The organism is Citrobacter sp. CK181, assembly GCF_030333595.1.
Taxonomy (GTDB): Bacteria; Pseudomonadota; Gammaproteobacteria; order Enterobacterales; family Enterobacteriaceae; genus Citrobacter_B; species Citrobacter_B koseri.
The window spans coordinates 327,718-348,601 of the sequence record NZ_JAOWFN010000014.1 but is presented as its reverse complement, the minus strand read 5'-3'; the positions used below and the strand labels follow the sequence as shown (position 1 = coordinate 348,601).

Genomic DNA, 20,884 nt, shown 5'->3' with positions numbered 1-20,884 from the left:
AAGGCGTAGCCGCCATCCGGCAAGCCGCCGCTAAACCGTAAACGACTCTACCTTTTCAAACGCGGCGCGTAATGTGGCTGGCGTTAACGTCACCGGCAGAAAGTGGATGGATTCAACCGGGCGCAGGGTGTGGGCAATCACGTTATCAATCTCCGCCTGGTTCTGGATATCGACATCCAGCGCCGCCAGCGTGGTGGGCAGACTAAAGCGCTGATAAGCGGCGACAAGCTGCGCCAGTACCTCATCCTGACCCAGCAATGCGCTTTGCACCAGAATGCCATAAGCCACTTTGGTGCCGTGCAGAAACTTCTCGGTTTGCGGCAATACGGTGAGCCCATTATGGACGGCGTGTGCCGCCGCCACACGGGTATAACGCTCGCCAAGACCGCCGACCATGCCGCCCCCGGCAATAATTGCATCCACCACATCGCGAAATGCCTGGGTGAGTTCTCCACGCTCTTTGTCCGCCAGCGCCTGTTCGCTGCTCTCCAGTAGCACATCACGGATCGCCAGCGCGCCGTTAATGCCCAGACGCACGGTAAGCGGTAAGGTTTCTGGCTGTGGCGCTAATACAACGGCTTCGTACCATTTTGCCAGCGTGTCGCCGATGCCGGCCAGCAGATAGGCCTCTGGCGCGCGGAGAATGATTTCCGGTTCTACCAGCACCAGATAATTGGCGTCGTCAAAAATTTCAAAGTGCAGCGCCTGACCGGCATCGTTGTACCAGACCGACAGCGGTGTCCAGGCCGCGCAGGTGGCCGCGATAGTCGGGATCGCCACGAAGGGGAGTTGTAGCCGACGGGCAAGGGCTTTGGCGGTATCAAGCAGCGTGCCGCCGCCGATACCGATCACTACGCGGCGGTCGTCGCCTGCTTTCGCGGCCAGTTGTTTCACATCGCTTTCGCTGCAATGGCCGGTAAACGGCAGGTGTCTGGCTCCCGGAAGATCAAACGCATCCGGCAGGTAAGGGCGGGCGGCGGCAATCGCACGTTCGCCATACACCCATACTGCGGCGGAGAGTTGCCCGGCGCTGAAAAAATCCTTCAGTCTGGAGAGGCTGCCGGTATGGGAAAAGTAGTTAGCCGGGCCGGTAACGACGCGGATGTCAGTGTTGCTCATGGTGTGTTGTCCTTGTGGCTGCGCTGTCCGGGAGTTGTTTTTATTTAGACGTCTAAGCGTCTTGATTGCCAAATGCTAACATCGTGTTATAGTGGTTTCAACATCGACATCACCCTCGGGCATGATAACAATGAGTAATAACCCACTGATTCCGCAAAGCAAACTGCCTAATTTAGGCACCACAATCTTTACACAAATGAGCGCCCTGGCGCAGGAGCATCAGGCGATTAACCTGTCTCAGGGATTTCCTGATTTCGATGGCCCGCGCTATCTACAGGAACGTCTGGCCTGGCATGTTGCACAAGGGGCGAATCAATATGCGCCAATGACCGGCGTGCCTGCATTACGCGAAGCCATTGCGGAAAAAACGGCGGCGTTATACGGCTATAAGGCTGATGCCGGGAGCGAGGTGACGGTAACGGCGGGGGCAACGGAAGCGTTGTATGCCGCTATCACCGCGTTGGTTCGTGCGGGAGATGAGGTGATCTGCTTCGATCCCAGCTATGACAGCTACGCGCCAGCCGTTGAACTGTCCGGCGGCGTGCTGAAACGTCTGGCGCTTCAGCCGCCGCAGTTTCGCGTTGACTGGCAGGCATTTGCTGCGTTACTGAGCGAACGTACCCGGCTGGTGATCCTCAATACGCCGCATAACCCGAGCGCGACCGTCTGGCGCAAAGCCGACTTTGAAGCGCTGTGGCAGGCGATTGGCGATCGCGAAATCTATGTATTAAGCGATGAAGTGTATGAGCATATCTGCTTTGCGCCAGAAGGCCATGCCAGCGTACTGGCGCATCCGCAGCTACGTGAGCGTGCTGTCGCGGTCTCGTCATTCGGTAAAACCTTTCATATGACCGGCTGGAAGGTGGGGTACTGCGTAGCGCCAGCGGCGATCAGCGCGGAATTGCGTAAAGTGCATCAGTATCTGACGTTCTGCGTCAACACACCGGCGCAACTGGCGCTGGCCGATATGCTGCGTGCTGAACCGGAACATTACCGCGATTTACCCGCATTTTACCGGAAGAAGCGTGACGTTCTGGTTAATGCCCTGCGTGACAGTCGTCTGGAAATCCTGCCCTGCGAAGGCACCTATTTTCTGCTGGTGGATTACAGTGCGGTATCAGACCTCAATGACGTGGATTTCTGCCAGTGGCTGACCCGGGAAATCGGCGTTGCGGCGATTCCGCTGTCGGTATTTTGCGCCGATCCTTTCCCACATAAACTCATCCGATTATGTTTTGCCAAGCAGGAATCCACGCTGCTGGCGGCCGCAGAACGCCTGTGTAAATTGTAATTACTTTACGGTCCAGGCTTTGGAGAATCGACGGTCGGCAAAGAGTTCCTGTAGGCCGTTGATTTGTTTCAGACGCAGGACTTCATCTTTATCCATGCCCAGCTCTTTTCCGATTCGCGTCTCGTCCCAGCCCAACAGGGAGAGTTCTCGCACAATTTCCGACATCGCGTGAATCTGATGACGGCCACGGGCGCGGTTGTGACGAATGGTCGCCGCAATCCGTTCATGGCGATTGCGTTCCAGACAGGTGACGGGAAGATAGCCTTTTAACTTTGAGCGTAATGTGGATTTCCCTTTACCGAGTTCGTGACGGTGAAAGCCATCCACGATTTCATATTTTTCTGCCGCTGTTTCTGCAACGACAATAGGCTGCGTGAAGCCATCTACCTCAATAGACTTTAGCAGGAGCCTTTTCTCCGGGGGCGCTACATTGTTTGGGTTGTAATCATTAGGTTCGATTTGTTCGTTTTTTACCCATTGTACGCAGTCTACCGGCTGATCGCGAAAGGGGCTGACGCGGTGGATCGCCATTCTGAATTCGTTGATTGCCGCAATTCTCTCTTCTTCGTTCAGCGTGGAGAGAAAGTCGGTTATTTGTTGGGTGAGTCGCTGTTGCATAAAATCCCCCATTCTTTGCGCTTTGCTTTCATGCGTTCATTGTAGCGCTGGTAGTGTTTAGGCTTTGTCGGGCTGAATGAGAGCGCCCGACACCAGTAATCATTGTTCAATAGCACCTTGCAGATACGTCGCCATGAGGGGATATCTTTGGAGCCGATATCGCCTTCCTGCGTTTGTGGAATGTTCTCCATTCCTTTCTTTTTATACCATTGCAGGTAGACCGCGATTTTGTTGCGGTAATGCTCGGCGCTCTGTTCCGGCATGCTGTCCAACAGCAGCATGGCGTAGCTTTGCCAGCTATGGTGCTCGGGTTTCAGTATTTTTCGATGGCCGTAAAAATGGTTATCCTGGCCTGCATATATCCCTCCGCTGCGCACGCCGCTTACCCTGGCGCACATTGCTGCCCAGCGTTCGGGTTCAATGACATGATAGAGCCACAATCCCTGACGTTGCTCCGGGCCGAAAGGTTCGCAGATGCGCATATACCGGAGCGGCACGTTGGCCTGGTACATCAGGTTATAAAGCGGGTTGCAAGGCTGCTTCGTTTTTGCGAACCATGTCCAGATGTCTGCCGTTTTCCAGTCATACATCGGGTAAATATACCAGGTGTGCCCGCCCTGAGCGGCGGTCGTCCAGGGTTTGTCGTCCGCAAAACGCTGTTTGCTCAGGGAGGCGATAGCGACAAACCGATTGTAAGATTCGTCAGCGCGGATGCCGATCAGCATCGCCGCAGGACGCTTTTCTGAAAACCACTCGGCAAAGTCGCGAACAAATTGTTCGAAGGTCATGCCTGGCTGATAAAAAGGAAAGTAAGCCGGATCGGTAATGGCGTCGGCAGGCGGTTGACGCACCCATTCGGCATTCGGGTCCCAGCATTGCCATTCGGGTTGGTATTGCGACAGCGAATTTTGTGTGGTGAGCGGCAGAGCAACCCAGTAAAAATGTTCAATGACATCGGAATATTGTTCGCGTAATGACTGAACATAGTCAATTGTGCAGGAGAATTGCACTTCCCAGTCAATAAATATTACGCAGATCTTCTTCTTTAACTTACGCGCGATTCCGGCGGTAAGGTGCAGCATCAACCCTGAGTCTTTCCCCCCGGAAAATGACACGCAAATACGCGGTAAGGTGGTGAGTGTCCATGTAATGCGCTCTTCCGCAGCTTCCAAAACATTTTGGTCAAGTGGGATTTTATAAACAGACATAATGAGTTCATACCTGAACGGAAAATGGCTATGTGTAGAATACAGAAAAATAATTATATATATTATATGATATAATCAACAGAATGTGCAAGGTTTAAAAAAGCATCCAAAACTTAAATTAATTTTATATTAATTATTTTAATTTTGAATGCTTGTGTCGGCGATGGCCCCGGATGTTTTCGTTTCAGCTATTTTCCGTCATTTTGTTAATGATACTCGTAAAACCTTTGTTATTCAGTGACGTTCGATTATATACCAGGTATAACTGAACTGAAGGTAAATCCTGATCAATATTAACTCGTTGCAGTTTAAGGGTGGAGTGAAAGAAGTCATATATGACTTCAGGAACGATGCCAATTATGTTGGTTTCAGCAATAGTATTAATGATTGCAACCATCGAGTCACTGCGAAACCCAATTTTCCGACTGGCAAGAAGGGAGTTGACCAGCGACTGGTATTCTTTAACGCCTGGCTCCTCTCCCTGGTATGAGGTAAACGGTTCTTCGAGTATTTGCGCTAATGTACTGGCGTCACTGATTCTGGGGTGATCGGCACGACACACCAGTACGCTTTTGATTGTTTTAAAAGGCGTACAGACAACCGAATGGTTGTTCAGCGGCGTGGTGGTGATCACCATGTCCGCCTTGCGGTATGCCAGCAGGTCTTCTGCTGATTCCGCAGACATCAGGATATCATGATGCTCAATTTCAACGGAAGAATCTTCCATAATAAAATTAATCAGCTTTATTACGTTCATTGCAGTAAGTAGCTGAGGGCTGTAAATGATAAATTTTTTCTTAAGACTGGAACTATGCATAATATTAATTGTTTGTTCCAGACTATTGAGGTTTTCCTCAAGATGATGATGCAGATTTATACCGGTGACGGTTGGCGTGATGCCTTTTCCTGAACGAATAAATAAAGGATCGTTGAATTGAGTTCGTAATCGTTGCAGAGATTGACTCACGGCAGACGGGGTGATGTACAGCGTTTCCGCCGCTTTACTAATGCTTAAATTCTGGTAGATACACTCAAAAATAATCAGTAAGTTAAGATCGAATTTTTTGAGATCGTAGAGATTAGCCATGTTTTTTTCTTCCTGTTTTGTGACTATTGTCATAACTATATTTGTTATAGTTATGCAACACATCCAATGCTTTACAATAGTGATGTTTGCTAAGCTTAAATTCTCTTTCAATAATACTAAAATAGCATAGCTCAGAATATCTTTGCGAGCGATTTATAATGGAAAAGGAGATTGACAGAAAAACAATGCCAATCTTCCCCCTTTAATTTAGGTTTAATGTTCACCCATCATAATGTCCAGCTGCGCTTTTTCCGGTAACCCGACGACCTGCTGTAACATATTTTCTTTATTCATATAGTAAATGGCTGGCGTTGCATTCGCCCCCAGATCGTCCATGAGTTTCTGATGAATATTCAGCGTTTTCATCTTATCTTCTGGCAGCGGTGAAGGGATCGCCAGATTGAGTTTACCGCCTGACGCTTCATAGTCATGCCAGGTTTTTGCCGGATCGCGGGTGGATAAGATAGCGGCAGCCGTTGCCGGGCTTTCGGGTTTGATCACGCCCACCAGTAGCGTCCGCAGCTGTACTTTGCCGGATTCGACCCAGGGGCGCGCCTGCTGCCAGAACTGTTTGCAGTAAGGGCAGAAAGGGTCCGCAAAGACATAAAGAATCACCGGCGCCTCTTTTTTGCCGTCCAGAATCCACGACGCTTTTTCCATCCGCTGCCACATTTCTCTGCCGACCGGGGCGTAGATCTCTTTTTCTATCAGCGCATTACTGAGGTTTGCGCCTTTTTCGTCGTACATGTAGCCGGAAATCGCGTGTTTCCCGTCAGGCGTGAGGTAGATGGTCACGCCCATATCCTGATATTTGCCCAGATAGCCTTTCATTCCGCCGGGGGCGTCAAAAGACTTCAGGATCGTAATTCCCTGTTTTTCTATCGCTTTAACCGGGGCAGGCAGTTCTTCAGCAAAGGCGATGAGCGGGAGCAACGTCAGCAGCAATGTTCGTTTTATCATTATATTTCCTTAAAAATCAGTGCAAAAGGAACATTGACGGCAAAACCTATCACAGTCATAGGTAAGGTCTGCCGTCGGAAGATTGCCCTTTCTTTGGTAGGGTGATGTAATCCTTTCGCTGTTACAGCCTTTGTTAAGGTAATGTAGAGCGCAACACATAGCCAGTTTCACTGGCGCTGAAGTTACCTACGGGTAGTTCAGGTAATGGGGCCGCCTGTAAAGGGGGCCTTTTTACTTTTTGTCGCTAAACGTTCACAACGTTGTCTTGTGTGAGTTGTTAGGTATCGCTGATTGATTTGATAATGCAAACGCATTAGCCCAATCACGGAAAGTTGGTTACTTTACATCTCAACGAAAACACGGAGGAAGTATAGATGTCCTTGATTAATACCAAAATTAAACCTTTCAAAAACCAGGCGTTCAAAAACGGTGAATTCATCGAAGTAACCGAGAAAGATACCGAAGGCCGCTGGAGCGTCTTCTTCTTCTACCCGGCTGACTTCACTTTCGTATGCCCGACCGAACTGGGCGACGTTGCAGATCATTACGATGAATTGCAGAAACTGGGCGTAGACGTTTACTCTGTTTCTACCGACACCCACTTTACTCACAAAGCATGGCACAGCAGCTCTGAAACCATCGCAAAAATCAAATATGCGATGATCGGTGACCCGACTGGCGCCCTGACCCGTAACTTCGACAACATGCGTGAAGACGAAGGTCTGGCTGACCGTGCGACTTTCGTTGTTGACCCGCAGGGTATCATCCAGGCTATCGAAGTTACCGCTGAAGGTATCGGCCGTGACGCATCTGACCTGCTGCGTAAAATCAAAGCGGCTCAGTATGTTGCTGCTCACCCAGGCGAAGTTTGCCCGGCTAAATGGAAAGAAGGCGAAGCGACTCTGGCTCCGTCCCTGGACCTGGTCGGCAAGATTTAAGTCAGCAAAGCCCGGCGGCGCTGCGCTTGCACAGGCCTACAACACCGTAGGCCGGGTAAACGAAGTGCCACCCGGCAATCAATGGGCGCACTCGCGCCCATTTCATTCCAGCACCATCATGCAAGTCGCATTCAGGCTGCCGGTATAAGGCAACTTGCATGATGATGTTTTTAGAGAGGGAAGAATAATGCTCGACACTAACATGAAAACTCAGCTCAAAGCGTATCTTGAGAAACTGACCAGGCCTGTTGAGCTGATTGCCACGCTGGACGACAGCGCTAAATCGGCAGAAATCAAGGAACTGCTGGCTGAAATCGCTGAACTGTCAGAGAAAGTCACATTTAAAGAAGATAACAGCCTGCCGGTGCGCAAGCCTTCTTTCTTGATAGCAAACCCAGGTTCTGACCAGGGGCCGCGCTTTGCGGGTTCTCCGCTGGGGCATGAATTTACCTCGCTGGTGCTGGCGCTGTTGTGGACTGGCGGCCATCCGTCGAAAGAGGCGCAGTCTCTGCTGGAGCAGATCCGCGATATCGACGGCGATTTCGAGTTTGAAACTTATTACTCGCTCTCCTGCCACAACTGCCCTGACGTCGTACAGGCGCTGAACCTGATGGCGGTGCTGAACCCGCGTATCAAACATACCGCGATTGACGGCGGCACATTCCAGAATGAAATCACCGATCGTAATGTGATGGGCGTTCCGGCTGTGTACCTGAACGGTAACGAATTCGGTCAGGGACGTATGACGCTGACGGAAATCGTCGCCAAAGTGGATACCGGCGCAGAAAAACGGGCGGCGGAAGAGCTGAATAAGCGTGACGCTTACGACGTACTGATTGTCGGTTCCGGCCCGGCGGGGGCGGCAGCGGCAGTTTACTCCGCACGTAAAGGCATTCGTACCGGTCTGATGGGCGAGCGTTTTGGCGGTCAGGTGCTGGATACCGTTGATATCGAGAACTATATTTCCGTGCCAAAAACGGAAGGGCAGAAGCTGGCTGGCGCACTGAAAGCGCACGTTGATGATTACGATGTTGACGTGATCGACAGCCAGAGCGCGAGCAAACTGCTTCCGGCGGCAACGGAAGGGGGCCTGCATCAGATTGAGACCGCTTCCGGCGCGGTGCTGAAAGCCCGCAGCATTATCATTGCCACCGGTGCCAAATGGCGCAACATGAACGTGCCGGGCGAAGATCAGTACCGCACGAAAGGCGTAACCTATTGCCCGCACTGCGACGGCCCGCTGTTTAAAGGCAAACGCGTTGCGGTAATCGGCGGAGGGAACTCCGGCGTGGAAGCGGCGATTGACCTCGCGGGGATCGTTGAGCACGTTACGCTGCTGGAATTTGCGCCAGAAATGAAAGCCGACCAGGTTCTGCAAGATAAAGTGCGTAGCCTGAAAAACGTCGACATTATTCTGAACGCGCAGACAACGGAAGTGAAAGGCGACGGCAGTAAAGTGACGGGGCTGGAATATCGCGATCGCGTAAGCGGCGACATCCACAACGTTGCGCTGTCCGGGATCTTCGTACAGATTGGCTTGCTGCCAAACAGCAACTGGCTGGAAGGCGCGATTGAGCGTAACCGTATGGGCGAAATCATCATTGATGGCCGGTGCGAAACCAGCGTGAAGGGCGTATTCGCCGCAGGCGACTGCACCACGGTTCCTTACAAACAGATCATCATCGCGACGGGCGAAGGCGCGAAAGCCTCTCTGAGCGCATTTGATTATCTGATCCGCAGTAAGACGGCATAAAAAGAAAGTAAGACTACACCTGCAATGCAAGAGGCTGCCAATGGCAGCCTCTTTTTTTACGCAACAACCGTGCGATTTACCGCACAACCAGCACCGGCAACGTAGCATGGCGGACAACGCTGGAGGCGTTAGAGCCCAGCAAATGCGTGGTGATAGACGGATTGCGGGAGCCAATGACCACGACGTCCGCATTCAGCTCTTCGCCCAGTTCGTTCACCACATCCCGCACGTTACCAAAGCGGACGTGTTGCTTAATTCGGGAAGGGTCGATACTGAAATGACTCACCATCGTTTGCAGGCGAGTCTCCGCTTCGTGCTGCAAATGCTCCTCAAAACGACGAACGTCGGCGGCAAAGCGGTGCAGACTCAGGCTGGCGGAGCCCGGAAGAACATGCAACAGATGAATGACGCCATCCTGTTGCGCCAGAAACTCTGCGTGGCGCACGGCCTTGTCGCTAAGTTCCATTTCGAAAACATCAACCGGCATAATGATTGTCTTATACATACCCGTTTCTCCCTGTTAACTAATACTGAATTCATTCAAACATATAATAATATTTCTTTCTGGTATCTGCCCGGCACTTTTCATATCACAACGTTTCTTTACGACTGATTGATGCTTATGACCAGAAGCTACCAGTGTCGCTCAAGGTAAAGCACGGCCACGACGATAATCGCCATCATAATAAGAAATGCCAGCGTGATGAAAAGAGCCTCATTCATGACCGTACTCGCGGCAATGAAACGGATTAATTCTGGATGACGGGGAACGGGGGTGAACCAGGAGGAATGGGTGATTTTCGGAAAGAGGATGCAGGGAGCATCCTCTGTGTAAACGGGTGAACGCTTATCCAGATGGTTTAGCGCAGGTAGTCGCCCGCTGCTTCAGGCTGATATTCAAGCTCCAGCACTTCAAGGTGAGTGGACGCCCCGCCAGGCAGGTCCCAGTGAATGGTATCGCCGACGCGCAGGCCCAGCAATGCCGCGCCCACCGGCGCCATTACAGAAAGCTGCGTATTACTGTCGGTCATATTCGCCGGATACACCAGCGTGCGCACGCGAATCTCGCCATCGCTGAGATTGCGGAATTTCACCCGACTGTTCATGGTGACGACGTCGTGCGGCATGGCTTCCGGCGAGCACATCTGGGCGCGATCCAGCTCCGCATTTAATGCGTCAGCAATGGGTAAACCAGCAAACGCAGGCTGCTCCAACAGGCGGTCGATGCGTTCGGCGTCGAGGTCGTTGATGATAATAGTTGGTCTGGACATTTGTTACTCCATGTCGTCGATGCTGCGAGTGCCGCAGGTAAATAATCCCAAAAGAAAACCCTCACCGTCAGGCGGCGAGGGTTTAGCTTTCATGATAATACTGAGACTTCCCCCTTCTTTGAAGTGATTTAGCTCACATTCGGGGAAATCCTCAATACGGTTGTCTTTGCGTAAATTTTAGTCGCAAGCCGTGATGGTTCTCAAGTCTGCATGCCGCCTCAGTAACCCGCTTTGTCAATCACAAACCGCTTCCCGCAATTGCCCGGATGGGGTTGCGATATAAACGAGGAAGCGGAAAGCGGATCGTTAATCCTGGCGGCGTTGAGCGAGAACTGTATTTCCGTCAGATAAGCCGGGTTCCCGTGGCAGCTCAGTTTCACTGCCTTCACGTTTTCTTTCCCCCAGCTTTGGGCGACGGCGGCGTCAAACGCGGCGCGGCTGACCCTTTTCCCGTAATTTGCGGCCAGAAAATCGCCCAGCGCGCTGTGTTTTATCTCATGGTTCAGCCGTACCATTGTGCCGAAATAAACGTCTGGATCAAATCCAAAGCAGGCACCGTGCTTGGCGTATTCATAACGTTCCAGGCAGGATTTTCCACCGGCTCCGGGCATGACCGCGCTGAGTTTTGCCGCGCTCTCCAGTGAAAGGCCGGTTTCAGGCGCGGCGCATTTGCGGCTGGCGCGCGCTTCCGGCAGATTGGGGAGCGGACGAGTCGCGCAGCCAAACCGCATCCAGCGGCGCTCGTCCACGCCACGCGCGGCAACCGATCCCGGCAGACCTGGCCACAGACCGTGGACAGTCAGAAAATCAGCTTTGTTGGGAATCTCTTTCTGCTGACGGCACTCTTCGGGTTCCCGATGATCGCGCTCATGCTGACTTTGACAAAAACCGGTTTGCCAGGAGAGCGCCAGCACATAGCGGTCAAAATCAGCGTACTGTTTTGCCTGAAGTGGCTCAGCGTTAACGTTGAAGAGGGGAAGCAGGAATACCGCCAGGAGAGAACCATAACGCCATGTTGATTTCATGATGAATGCTGAAACTCATACAAATATTGAATATCACCTATTTAACCATAAAAAAAGCCAGTCAGGTTTATCTGACTGGCATGAGAGGGATAACGCGTTAGCCGTCATCCGGCATTATGTGCCGATGTTTAGTTCCACAGCGCCAGAATCGGCCAGCCAACCACCAGCAGCATGGTGATGTAGATGACCCCAAAGATCGCGCCAAGACGCCAGTAATCTTTGGATTTTACATAGCCGCAGCCGTAGATGATGACCCCCGGCCCTGTTGCATACGGCGTCAGGCAGCCCATGATACCGATGGACAGCACCAGCAGAATACAAAGTTGCTCCATCGGAACGCCTGGAATACCTTTACCTATCGCCAGAATGACCGGCAGCATGGTTGCGGTATGTGCGGACAGGCTGGCGAACAGGTAGTGAGCAAAGTAGAACACCAGTACCAGCACAATCACCGTTGCGTTAGGTGAGAAGCCTTCCAGATGGGCGCTCATTGTGGTAGCAAACCAGTCGATAAAGCCAGAACGGGTTAAGCCGTTGGCCATAACAACCAGCGTCGCGAGGTTAACAAGGGTGTTCCACGCACTGTTATAACGCGTGATGTCTTTCCACGGCACAACGTGCAGCGCCAGCATCAGGGATACCGCCAGCAGGCCGACAGCGGTGGCATCAATCACTTCACCGCCAAATACCCACAGTCCGAGGCTGAGCAACACCAGACCGATCAGCGTCATCTCTTTGCGGGTCAGCGTGCCCATCGTTTTTAACTCTTCGCCAGCCCATGCCGCAACTTCGGCGCTGTGGGTCACTTCGGGTTTGTAGAGTACGTAAGAGAGCCACGGTGCGACGATCAGCAGAATGATCCCTACCGGTAAGAAGCCCAGGAACCACTGCAACCAGCTGATCTGAATACCGGCAATTTTGCTGACGAATTCCAGACCCAGAACGTTAGGCGCCGCGCCGGTCACGAACATGGAAGAACTGAGGCTGGTACTGATGACCATCATCCACATCAAATAACCGCCAATGCGGCGCGCGGAAGGATCGTTTGGAAACGACTTAAACAGCGGCGGCAGGTTCTTGATTACCGGGAATACCGTACCGCCGGTACGCGCGGTGTTGGACGGCGTAAACGGCGCCAGCAGAATATCGATGATGACAATGGCATAACCCAGCGTCAGGGTGCGTTTACCCATGAATTTCACCAGGAAGAGCGCAATACGGCGGCCCAGACCGGTGACTTCATAGCCCAGCGCGAAAATGAATGCGCCGAACACCAGCCAGACGGTGGTGCTGGAGAAGCCCGCCAGACCCCATTTCAGCGCCTGCTTGCCCGCGTTAAAGGCCGGGTCGGCCAGCTCTGAGGCATCAAATAACAGATAGTTGCTGCCGATAACGCAAATGGTCACCGCGATAAAACTGATCGCGGTGGCCGGAATCGGCTCCAGTATCATCCCGACGATCATCGCCACGAAAACGGCGAAGTAGTGCCATGCCTGAGGGGGCATGCCGTCCGGGACGGGGATCAAAAACATGATGCCCATAACGACTAATGGGGCCAATAACTTCCATATATTATCTTTAGATAAAGACATAAGTGATTCTCCGAAAAGGATCTTTCAATAATTATGTAAATGATTAACTTGCGAAATTTGTGCTAAAAACCAGGTGACGATCAGTAAGTCGGCGCTGCCGCCAGGGCTGAGGTTGCGTGCAATGCACTGCTGATCGAACCGGTGGAGATGTTCAAGATCGGCAGGAGAACGAATGCCTCCTTGCCGTAATAATGTTGTCGCCTGCTGTTGTATCCAGCGCAGACCTTCCGCGCCGCCGCGTGATGCGACGTTGGTGTCGCCGTTCATTGAGATCAGCAGCAGCAGGGTGTCGAGCAGCGCCAGCTCGGGGTCGCGCCCCTGCGCCAGCAATGCGCGGTAGTGTGGTAAAGCATGGCGGATCACTAACGGGTAACCCGCTTCGGCTTCGCCGCGCGCGCCAGTTAACTCCAGCTGTTGGTACAAGCGTTGACCTGCGGTGAGTTGTTGATTGTTCTGTCGCAGTTCACGCTCGGTCAGACCCCGGCAAAATGTTGCGGCGGTCGAGCAGATGTTTACAGGAGTGATCGGGGAATGCTGCTGGTGCAGGCGTCCGATGGCGGCGCACAGCAGTCCCAGGGAAAATATGCTGCCTTTATGCGTGTTAACGCCGGCAGTGGCGCGAAACATGTCGGCTTCGCAGGCCATACCTAATGGACGTAGCCCTTTCAGTACATCGTCTGACGGTAGCTGCGCGCAGCTCGCGCCATATTCGATAAAACGCGGCAGCCAGCCCTGAATGGCCAGCGCGCTGCGATGGAAATCTTCCAGCGCCATGTCTTTGTGCGCGCCGCAGTTAATGCGATCGACCAGACCCGGCTTGGGAGATAAATTGACCTCAGTCAGCATGGCGCGCCACGCCAGCAGGGCGTACGCGTCAAGCAGCGTCTGAGGAATGGCGGCGGAGTCAGTTGATGTGGCTGGAATCGGCATCATGCAGCAGCGCCTCCATGCGAATAAGTAAGTCGGAAAGCGCGTGGGTTTTCCCCCGGGCGCATTCAGCGGCGCTTTGCTCGCACAACAGGCAGCGGCGGGCAGGAAGCGAAAAATGACGGCGGGACAGAATGTCGCCTTCCGGCGTCAGCACATCGATATCCCATAAACGTCCCAGCGGATGCTGATGCTCAAGCTCGATCGTGGCGAGCTTGAGATCGCGGGCCGGAGCCTCAATGGCGAGGAACCCTTCCGGCCCACTGGCTGAGGCCAGTGCAGCCTGCTCCCTGACAGACCAGCCTGCTTTTTTCGCCACGGCGAGCAGGGCGGTTACGCCGTGATTGAAGATTCGGCGAGTAAGCTCGCTGTCTTTAATCGGGCCAGGCGCCACCACGGTAAAGGAGACCAGTGGAGTGAGATGGCGCGTCAGCCAGGCGTGTTGCCGCGCTTGTCTCTCATCACGGCTGACGAGCAGCTCGGGAATGGAAACCGCATAGCGAGTGGCCTGTTCAGGGAGCAGGTGCATGGCTTATTCCTTCACCTGATGAACAACGTCAATGACCGAACCGTCGCGGTAACGCACTACGGCGATGACGCGATCGGTATATTCAATGGCGCGAGGTTGGCCGGTGAGCAACTGCGCACGTTCACGCAGCCATTCAATGGAGACCACTTTCATTCCCGCTTCTTTCAGGCGTTCCGCCAGCTCCGGGCGTGCCGGGTTGACGGCGATGCCGTGGTCGGTCACCAGAATGTCGACGCTGGAGCCAGGCGTTACGCAGGTGAGCACGTTATCGACCAGCGTCGGGATGCGGCCGCGAACCAGCGGTGCGACGATGATTGACAGCGCGGCGGCAACGGCGGTATCGCAGTGACCGCCTGAAGCGCCGCGCAGTACGCCATCGGAACCGGTCAGCACGTTCACGTTGAACTGGGTATCCACCTCCAGGGCGCTCAGCACCACGACATCCAGACGATCGACCGATGCGCCTTTTGAACCCCAGTTGGCGTACTGGTTGGCGCTGATTTCGATGTGATTCGGGTTGCGGGCCAGCGATTCTGCGGCGTTACGGTCGAAGCTCTGTACGTCCAGCAATTTGCGGATCAGCCCTTTTTCATGCAGGTCGACAATCGTGGCGGTAATGCCGCCCAGCGCGAAATCCGCGTGAATATCGCGGCTGCGCATTTTGTCTTCCAGAAAACGGGTTACTGCCAGAGAGGCGCCGCCGGTTCCGGTTTGCAGAGAGAAGCCTTCCTGGAAATAGCCTGAGTTGGCAATCACGTCTGCCGCGCTGCGGGCAATCAACAGTTCACGCGGGTTGGTGGTCATACGGGTCGCATCTGCGCCAATTTTGTCGGCGTCGCCTACCCGTTCGATCTGCACGATGAGATCCACCTGGTCCTGGGCGATACTGGCTGGATTATGCGGATACGGCAGCAGCGCTTCCGTCAGCAGAACAACCTGGCGGGCGTTTTCGGCATCCACTTTCGCATAGCCCAGCGAACCACAGCAGGCTTTACCGGTGTAGCCGTTGGCATTGCCAAACGGATCGCAGGACGGCACGCCGAGGAAGGCCACATCGATATTGAGCTCACCGCTTTGCACCAGATGGACGCGACCGCCGTGGGAGTGGATTTGTACGGGCTCATCCAGCAATCCGCGGGAGATCTCTTCCGCCAGAGGGCCACGCAGACCAGACGTGTAAATTCGGCTCACGACGCCCTGGCGAATATGCCCGACCAGTGGCGCGTGGCAATCGCTCAGCGAACTGGAGGCCAGCGTCAGGTTTTTAAAGCCCATGCTGGCGATGGTGTCCATCACCAGGTTGATCGTCAGGTCGCCGCCACGGAAAGCGTGGTGGAAAGAGATGGTCATTCCATCCTGTAAACCAGAACGGCGGATGGCTTCTTCAAGCGTGGCGCACAGTTTTTTATCGCGCGGTTTTTGCGCCTGTAAATTCAGTTTTGAAGTGCTCTGAAAAGCGGAAAATTCGCTTTCGGCATGGCGACTCCAGGCCGCTACCCGTTCTTGTCGTTGAAGTTGTTCGATTTTCTGCGTCATTTTTTTGCCTTATTCTTCGCGAATGCCGGAAAGTTCTGCACGGGAGAGCACCAGACGGGCGCGTTCAATCACCGGGCTGTCTACCATTTTGCCGTTCAGGGAGACGACGCCGCGGCCTTCACGGGCGGCGGCTTCTGCGGCTTCCACGACCAGACGCGCATGGGCGACTTCTTTAAGCGTCGGGGCATACAGGTTGTGCAGCAGTTCAATCTGGCGTGGGTTGATGAGGGACTTGCCGTCAAAACCCAGCTGTTTGATGTGTGACGCTTCGTGCAGGAAGCCCGCTTCGTTATTGGCATCGGAATAGACGGTATCGAACGCCTGAATGCCTGCGGAGCGTGCCGCCTGTAAAATGGAGCAGCGGGCAAACAGCAGTTCGGTGCCTTCCGGGGAACGTTCGGTACGCAGATTGCGCACATAGTCTTCCGCCCCCAGCGCGATCCCGATGAGACGTTCGGAGGCGTGGGCGATTTCAACGGCGCGGGTAATGCCCAGCGGCGACTCGATTGCGGCCAGCAGTCCGGTGCTGCCGGGTTCACGGCCGCAGGTTTGCTCAATGCGCAGGATCTCTTTCTCGATGTCGGTAACATCCTGAGCGGTGTCGGTTTTCGGCAAACGGACAACGTCAGCGCCGCCGCGAACCACCGCTTCAAGGTCGTTAATGCCCCATTCGGAATCCAGCGCATTAACGCGGACAATGGTTTCCACATCACGGTACAGCGGGTGTTGCAGGGCGTGATACACCAGACGGCGAGCGGTATCTTTTTCACGCAGCGCGACGGAGTCTTCCAGGTCGAACATCAGCGCATCAGCCGGGTAGATAAACGAGTTGCTGACCATCGCGGCATTTGCGCCGGGGACGAACAGCATGCTGCGCCGGGTGCGGGATTTACGTTGTTGCAGAGAAGCGGAAATCATTGGCGATCCTCCCACGGCAGAGCGGGGATGCCGCTGGCGCGAGCCAGTAACGCTTCCAGCCGCGCGCGCAAAATGCAGTCCAGCGCGCCTTTGTCATCAACATTTAGTTGCACGCCGCGGACGTTATAACGGGCAAGCACATCCAGAATGGTGGCGCGAATGGCGTCGCCAAACTGTTTTTCAACGCTGCTGTTGATTTGCAGGTCAATATCTTGCGTGTCGAGTGGAGCAATGCGAATCATCACATCACCGGACTCAAGTGTGCCAGCGACGGCAGCCTGGTCTATTTTCATTTTTCACCTGTTTCTAATGCGGGGGTCTTTTGGCGGACTACCGCGCTGGACGGGTTACGTTCAACCATGCCTTGCAGATAGTGCAGAGTGGGGTTGGGAACCAGCGGTGCGATAGCCGTGAGATCTTTTTTAACCAGCAGCTTGCGCACCCAGGAGGCGGAAATCGGCATCTCCTGGAAACACAGCCGCTCAATTTCCACCAGCTCGATGGGGGGGGCGGGAAGCGTTGGCGTCTCCAGCCAGTAGCGCATATCGTGGTTGTACTGGGAGGTGACGGTGCAAAACGGTTCCGTGCCGACAAAACGGTGTGTTACACCCAATGCTGGCGCCAGGTACTGGCGGAAAATCTTCAGGTCGATTTCGGTGTAACAGTGGTTAATGACGCTTTGTTCTTTGATGAAGTAGCACGGAAAGGTCGCACGCGAGATGATGTACTCGGAACCGCGATGCACGGTCAGGCGTGGAATATCCGTTGTTCCTTTGATCACCAGATCAAACCTGTCCTCATACGGAAAACGCGACGTATCCTCTTTTACCAGGAACAGATGCAGCCAGTCGCACTGTGCGGCGGCCTGCTGGATCAGATAGCGATGCCCGTTTGTGAAGGGGTTGGCGTTCATGACGATACAGCCGATTTTTTTCCCGTCATGACGCAGTTTCGTTAAGGATTCAGCGTAGCGTTTCAGGCGCGTATTGCTGTTTTCCATGAGCACCATCACGCCAGGCACATCAGCCAGCGTTGAGAAGCCGCACTGTTTAAAGAGCGCTTCGTATTCTGTTTTGGTGTAGATGAAGAGGTGCGTACAGTGCCTTTCGTAGGCGAGGTTGATTAACTCTGTAGCCAGCGTCAGCGCCAGCCCTTCGCCGCGCACGGATTGGCAGATAGCAACGCATTTAATGATATTTCCGGCAATACCGCCGCAGGCAATAAGACGATCATCGCGCGTAACGGTAATAAAAACTTCGACAGTGGTATCTACGCTTAAATCATTCTCTTTCAGAAATTGCGTGATAACCGCCATCTTTTTATTTTCTGAGCGTTTCACTTGCGTGAATACATTATTACCGAACATAGTATTGAGCGTCCTGATGATATATTTTGTTGCCAGTTTTTTGCGTATGTTGTGTGCCGTTGCAACCTGATAACGTTTTGTTTTCAATTGGAGCGGTCGTTGTTTTTATTACGACGTATTTCTTTTTCTCTCTGTTGCCTACATCGTAAGGGGTATTTTAGTGGTAAATTTTGATTTATTTCACAAACACTTAGATGGTTTTTATGTGTTTAATGGTTTTAAGTTTTTTAATTAATTTAATAGCAAGTTGCGCGGTGGGTTTTATTTGTTTAATTGATTTAAGGTGGGGAATCTGTAACGATCGCTATTAAATGCACAGCAGAAAGTTAAAACATTTTTATTACATATACGGGAAATGAGACGCTTACGCCAGCGAAGGAATAACAATGCCCGACCCAAAAAATAAAAAACGGTTTCTTTTTTTTCGTCAACTCGCATTCCCGCTGCGGATTTTTCTGCTCATTCTGGTCGTTTCTGTTTTCATCATCGCCGCGTTAGCCCGCTATTTTTCCGCCAGCTTTGAAGACTATCTGGCATCGCATGTCAGGGATATGGCGATGAACCAGGCAAAGATTATCGCCTCTAACGACAGTATCATCACGGCCGTGAAACACCGGGATTACAGGCGGCTGGCGACCATCGCGGATAAACTACAAAGCGACACCGATTTTGATTATGTGGTCATCGGCGACAAAAACTCGATTCGCCTCTACCATCCTAACCCGGAAAAAATTGGTTATCCGATGCAGTTCACGAAACCCGGCGCGCTGGAGAACGGTGAGAGCTATTTCATCACCGGCAAGGGGTCTATTGGTATGGCGATGCGCGCTAAAACGCCGATATTTGACGACAATGGCAACGTGATCGGCGTGGTTTCCATCGGTTATCTGGTCAGTAAAATTGACAGCTGGCGACTGGATTTTTTACTGCCGATGGCGGGAGTATTCGTTCTGCTGCTGGTGGTGCTTATGCTGCTTTCCTGGTTTTTCGCCGCCCACATTCGCCGCCAGATGCTCGGGATGGAGCCAAAGCAGATTGCGCGCGTTGTGCGCCAGCAGGAGGCATTATTCAGTTCAGTGTATGAAGGATTAATTGCGGTCGACCCGGAAGGGCACATTACTGCCATTAACCGCAACGCGCGAAAAATGCTGGGGCTGCGTTCGCCGGGGCGGCAATGGCTGGGTAAGTCGATAGAGACGGTTGTTAATCCTGCGGACTTCTTCACACAGCAGATTGCGGAAAAACGCCAGGATGTGATGGCGAATTTCAATGGGTTGAGCGTTATTGCCAATCGTGAGGCCATTCGCTCCGGGGATGAATTACTGGGGGCGATCATCAGCTTTCGCAGCAAGGATGAAATTTCCACCCTGAACGCCCAACTGACGCAAATAAAACAGTATGTGGAGAGCCTGAGAACGCTGCGTCATGAACACCTGAACTGGATGTCGACGCTCAACGGTCTGCTCCAGATGAAAGAGTATGATCGGGTCAGGGAAATGGTGCAGGGCGAGTCGCAGGCGCAACAGCAACTGATCGATAGTCTACGCAGCGCGTTTGCCGATCGCCAGGTCGCCGGTCTGCTGTTCGGCAAAGTCCAGCGGGCGCGGGAGCTGGGGCTAAAAATGACGATCGTACCCGGGAGTCAGCTGCACCGACTCCCGGAAGGGCTTGATAGCACCGAATTTGCCGCGATTGTCGGCAATCTTCTCGATAACGCGTTTGAAGCCAGTTTGCGTACCCGGGAAGGGAATAACGTCGTTGAACTCTATTTGAGCGACGAAGGGGACGATGTGGTGATTGAAGTTGCCGATCAGGGATGCGGCGTTCCTGAATCTCTGCGCGAAAAAATATTTGAACAGGGTGTCAGCACCCGAACCGATGAACCAGGCGAACATGGCATCGGGCTGTATCTGATTGCAAGTTATGTGGGGCGCTGTGGCGGGGTGATTACGCTGGAAGATAATGATCCCTGTGGCACCTTGTTTTCTCTATTTCTTCCGAAAGTGAAAAAAAACGATGACGGAACCATTAACCCTATTGATCGTTGAGGATGAAACGCTGCTGGCGGAAATGCATGCGGAATATATCCGCCATATTCCCGGTTTCAGCCAGATATGGCTGGCGGGCAATCTGGCGCAGGCCCGTATGATGATCGAACGTTTTAAACCCGGGCTTATTCTGTTGGATAACTATCTGCCGGATGGGAAGGGCATCACGTTGCTGCATGAACTGATGCAGGCGCGCTATCCCGGCGGAATTGTGTTTACCACGGCCGCCAGTGATATGGAAACCGTCTCCGAAGCGGTGCGCTGGGGGGCGTTTGATTATCTGGTGAAGCCGATTGCCTATGAGCGTCTGGGGCAGACGCTTACGCGGTATCAGCAACGCCGGCGTATGCTGGCGGGTAACGATAGCGCCAGCCAACGGCAGATTGACGAGATGTTTAATGCCTATGCGCGAGGGGAGCCAAAAGGTGATTTGCCGACCGGGATTGATGCTCTGACGCTGAATGCCGTGCTGAAGCTGTTTAGCGACCCAGCGACGCGCCATACGGCTGAGACGGTGGCGCAGGCGTTGACGATCAGCCGTACCACATCCCGGCGGTATCTGGAGTATTGCGCCAGTCAGCATTTGATTATTGCCGAGATTATTCACGGAAAAGTGGGCAGACCGCAGCGTATTTACCACGGTTGAATTCGAGATTGACCAATCGCCCGGTGGCGCTGCGCTTACCGGGCCTACGGGG

Annotated in this window: 21 protein-coding genes; 5 read left to right on the top strand and 16 right to left on the bottom strand. The window is 53.2% G+C overall.

Features of this window, described 5'->3' with window-relative positions:
- Window positions 1-30: 30 nt before the first annotated feature.
- Window positions 31-1,119 (bottom strand): oxidoreductase, encoded by a 1,089-nt coding sequence (locus tag OGW17_RS15210; RefSeq protein ID WP_071259780.1) that lies wholly within the window; start codon window positions 1,117-1,119, stop codon window positions 31-33.
- Window positions 1,120-1,249: 130 nt separating this feature from the next.
- Here OGW17_RS15210 and OGW17_RS15205 point away from each other — a divergent pair, with 130 nt between their 5' ends.
- Window positions 1,250-2,410, top strand: a complete 1,161-nt coding sequence (locus tag OGW17_RS15205) for a pyridoxal phosphate-dependent aminotransferase (RefSeq protein ID WP_024130556.1) — start codon at window positions 1,250-1,252, stop codon at window positions 2,408-2,410.
- Here the strand turns inward: OGW17_RS15205 and OGW17_RS15200 are convergent, their stop codons facing one another.
- From OGW17_RS15200 to dsbG, 4 genes are all read right to left on the bottom strand, one after another.
- Complete coding sequence (locus OGW17_RS15200; RefSeq protein WP_012133386.1) at window positions 2,411-3,028, bottom strand: IbrB-like domain-containing protein; 618 nt, start codon at window positions 3,026-3,028, stop codon at window positions 2,411-2,413.
- Entirely contained in the window at window positions 3,001-4,236 is a 1,236-nt protein-coding gene (locus OGW17_RS15195; protein WP_071259778.1) for a phosphoadenosine phosphosulfate reductase, read from the bottom strand. The genes OGW17_RS15200 and OGW17_RS15195 overlap by 28 nt, the downstream gene beginning before the upstream one ends.
- 184 nt (window positions 4,237-4,420) lie before the next feature.
- A complete protein-coding gene (citR, locus tag OGW17_RS15190) occupies window positions 4,421-5,323 on the bottom strand; it encodes a DNA-binding transcriptional repressor CitR (protein WP_049011612.1) in 903 nt (300 codons plus the stop codon).
- 213 nt (window positions 5,324-5,536) lie between these two features.
- Window positions 5,537-6,283, bottom strand: a complete 747-nt coding sequence (gene dsbG / locus OGW17_RS15185; protein WP_071259776.1) for a thiol:disulfide interchange protein DsbG — start codon at window positions 6,281-6,283, stop codon at window positions 5,537-5,539.
- A gap of 374 nt (window positions 6,284-6,657) precedes the next feature.
- Here dsbG and ahpC point away from each other — a divergent pair, with 374 nt between their 5' ends.
- Entirely contained in the window at window positions 6,658-7,221 is a 564-nt protein-coding gene (gene ahpC, locus OGW17_RS15180) for an alkyl hydroperoxide reductase subunit C (protein ID WP_012133381.1), read from the top strand.
- A gap of 187 nt (window positions 7,222-7,408) precedes the next feature.
- Window positions 7,409-8,974 carry an alkyl hydroperoxide reductase subunit F gene (gene ahpF / locus OGW17_RS15175; protein ID WP_071259774.1) on the top strand — a complete coding sequence of 522 codons (1,566 nt, stop codon included), beginning with the start codon at window positions 7,409-7,411 and terminating at the stop codon, window positions 8,972-8,974.
- Between the two features lie 76 nt (window positions 8,975-9,050).
- On the opposite strand, the gene uspG is transcribed toward ahpF, so the two are convergent.
- The 11 genes from uspG to citC all read right to left on the bottom strand — a co-directional run bounded on the left by uspG (window position 9,051) and on the right by citC (window position 18,138).
- Window positions 9,051-9,479: a universal stress protein UspG gene (uspG, locus tag OGW17_RS15170; RefSeq protein WP_024130553.1), complete on the bottom strand. Its 429-nt coding sequence runs from the start codon at window positions 9,477-9,479 to the stop codon at window positions 9,051-9,053.
- 128 nt (window positions 9,480-9,607) lie between these two features.
- Window positions 9,608-9,697 (bottom strand): small membrane protein YldA, encoded by a 90-nt coding sequence (yldA, locus tag OGW17_RS15165; RefSeq protein ID WP_275148965.1) that lies wholly within the window; start codon window positions 9,695-9,697, stop codon window positions 9,608-9,610.
- A gap of 137 nt (window positions 9,698-9,834) precedes the next feature.
- Window positions 9,835-10,245 (bottom strand): nucleoside diphosphate kinase regulator, encoded by a 411-nt coding sequence (gene rnk, locus OGW17_RS15160; RefSeq protein ID WP_012133377.1) that lies wholly within the window; start codon window positions 10,243-10,245, stop codon window positions 9,835-9,837.
- Between the two features lie 218 nt (window positions 10,246-10,463).
- Window positions 10,464-11,270: a ribonuclease I gene (rna, locus tag OGW17_RS15155; protein ID WP_071259772.1), complete on the bottom strand. Its 807-nt coding sequence runs from the start codon at window positions 11,268-11,270 to the stop codon at window positions 10,464-10,466.
- Between the two features lie 128 nt (window positions 11,271-11,398).
- Window positions 11,399-12,862, bottom strand: a complete 1,464-nt coding sequence (gene citT / locus OGW17_RS15150) for a citrate/succinate antiporter CitT (RefSeq protein WP_012133375.1) — start codon at window positions 12,860-12,862, stop codon at window positions 11,399-11,401.
- A 24-nt stretch (window positions 12,863-12,886) separates the two neighbouring features.
- Window positions 12,887-13,795: a triphosphoribosyl-dephospho-CoA synthase CitG gene (citG, locus tag OGW17_RS15145; protein ID WP_071259771.1), complete on the bottom strand. Its 909-nt coding sequence runs from the start codon at window positions 13,793-13,795 to the stop codon at window positions 12,887-12,889.
- Window positions 13,767-14,318 (bottom strand): citrate lyase holo-[acyl-carrier protein] synthase, encoded by a 552-nt coding sequence (gene citX / locus OGW17_RS15140; protein WP_071259769.1) that lies wholly within the window; start codon window positions 14,316-14,318, stop codon window positions 13,767-13,769. The genes citG and citX overlap by 29 nt, the downstream gene beginning before the upstream one ends.
- A gap of 3 nt (window positions 14,319-14,321) precedes the next feature.
- Window positions 14,322-15,854 carry a citrate lyase subunit alpha gene (gene citF, locus OGW17_RS15135; RefSeq protein WP_012133372.1) on the bottom strand — a complete coding sequence of 511 codons (1,533 nt, stop codon included), beginning with the start codon at window positions 15,852-15,854 and terminating at the stop codon, window positions 14,322-14,324.
- A 9-nt stretch (window positions 15,855-15,863) separates the two neighbouring features.
- A complete protein-coding gene (locus OGW17_RS15130) occupies window positions 15,864-16,772 on the bottom strand; it encodes an aldolase/citrate lyase family protein (RefSeq protein ID WP_024130551.1) in 909 nt (302 codons plus the stop codon).
- Window positions 16,769-17,065 carry a citrate lyase acyl carrier protein gene (citD, locus tag OGW17_RS15125; RefSeq protein ID WP_012133370.1) on the bottom strand — a complete coding sequence of 99 codons (297 nt, stop codon included), beginning with the start codon at window positions 17,063-17,065 and terminating at the stop codon, window positions 16,769-16,771. Before citD ends, OGW17_RS15130 begins: the two co-directional genes overlap by 4 nt.
- Window positions 17,062-18,138, bottom strand: coding sequence for a [citrate (pro-3S)-lyase] ligase (gene citC, locus OGW17_RS15120; protein ID WP_012133369.1), 1,077 nt, complete (start codon window positions 18,136-18,138; stop codon window positions 17,062-17,064). The genes citD and citC overlap by 4 nt, the downstream gene beginning before the upstream one ends.
- Before the next feature lie 386 nt (window positions 18,139-18,524).
- On the opposite strand from citC, the gene dpiB reads away from it, so the two are divergent.
- Entirely contained in the window at window positions 18,525-20,186 is a 1,662-nt protein-coding gene (gene dpiB / locus OGW17_RS15115) for a sensor histidine kinase DpiB (RefSeq protein ID WP_012133368.1), read from the top strand.
- Window positions 20,155-20,832 (top strand): two-component response regulator DpiA, encoded by a 678-nt coding sequence (dpiA, locus tag OGW17_RS15110; RefSeq protein WP_012133367.1) that lies wholly within the window; start codon window positions 20,155-20,157, stop codon window positions 20,830-20,832. The genes dpiB and dpiA overlap by 32 nt, the downstream gene beginning before the upstream one ends.
- The last annotated feature ends 52 nt before the right edge of the window (window positions 20,833-20,884 follow it).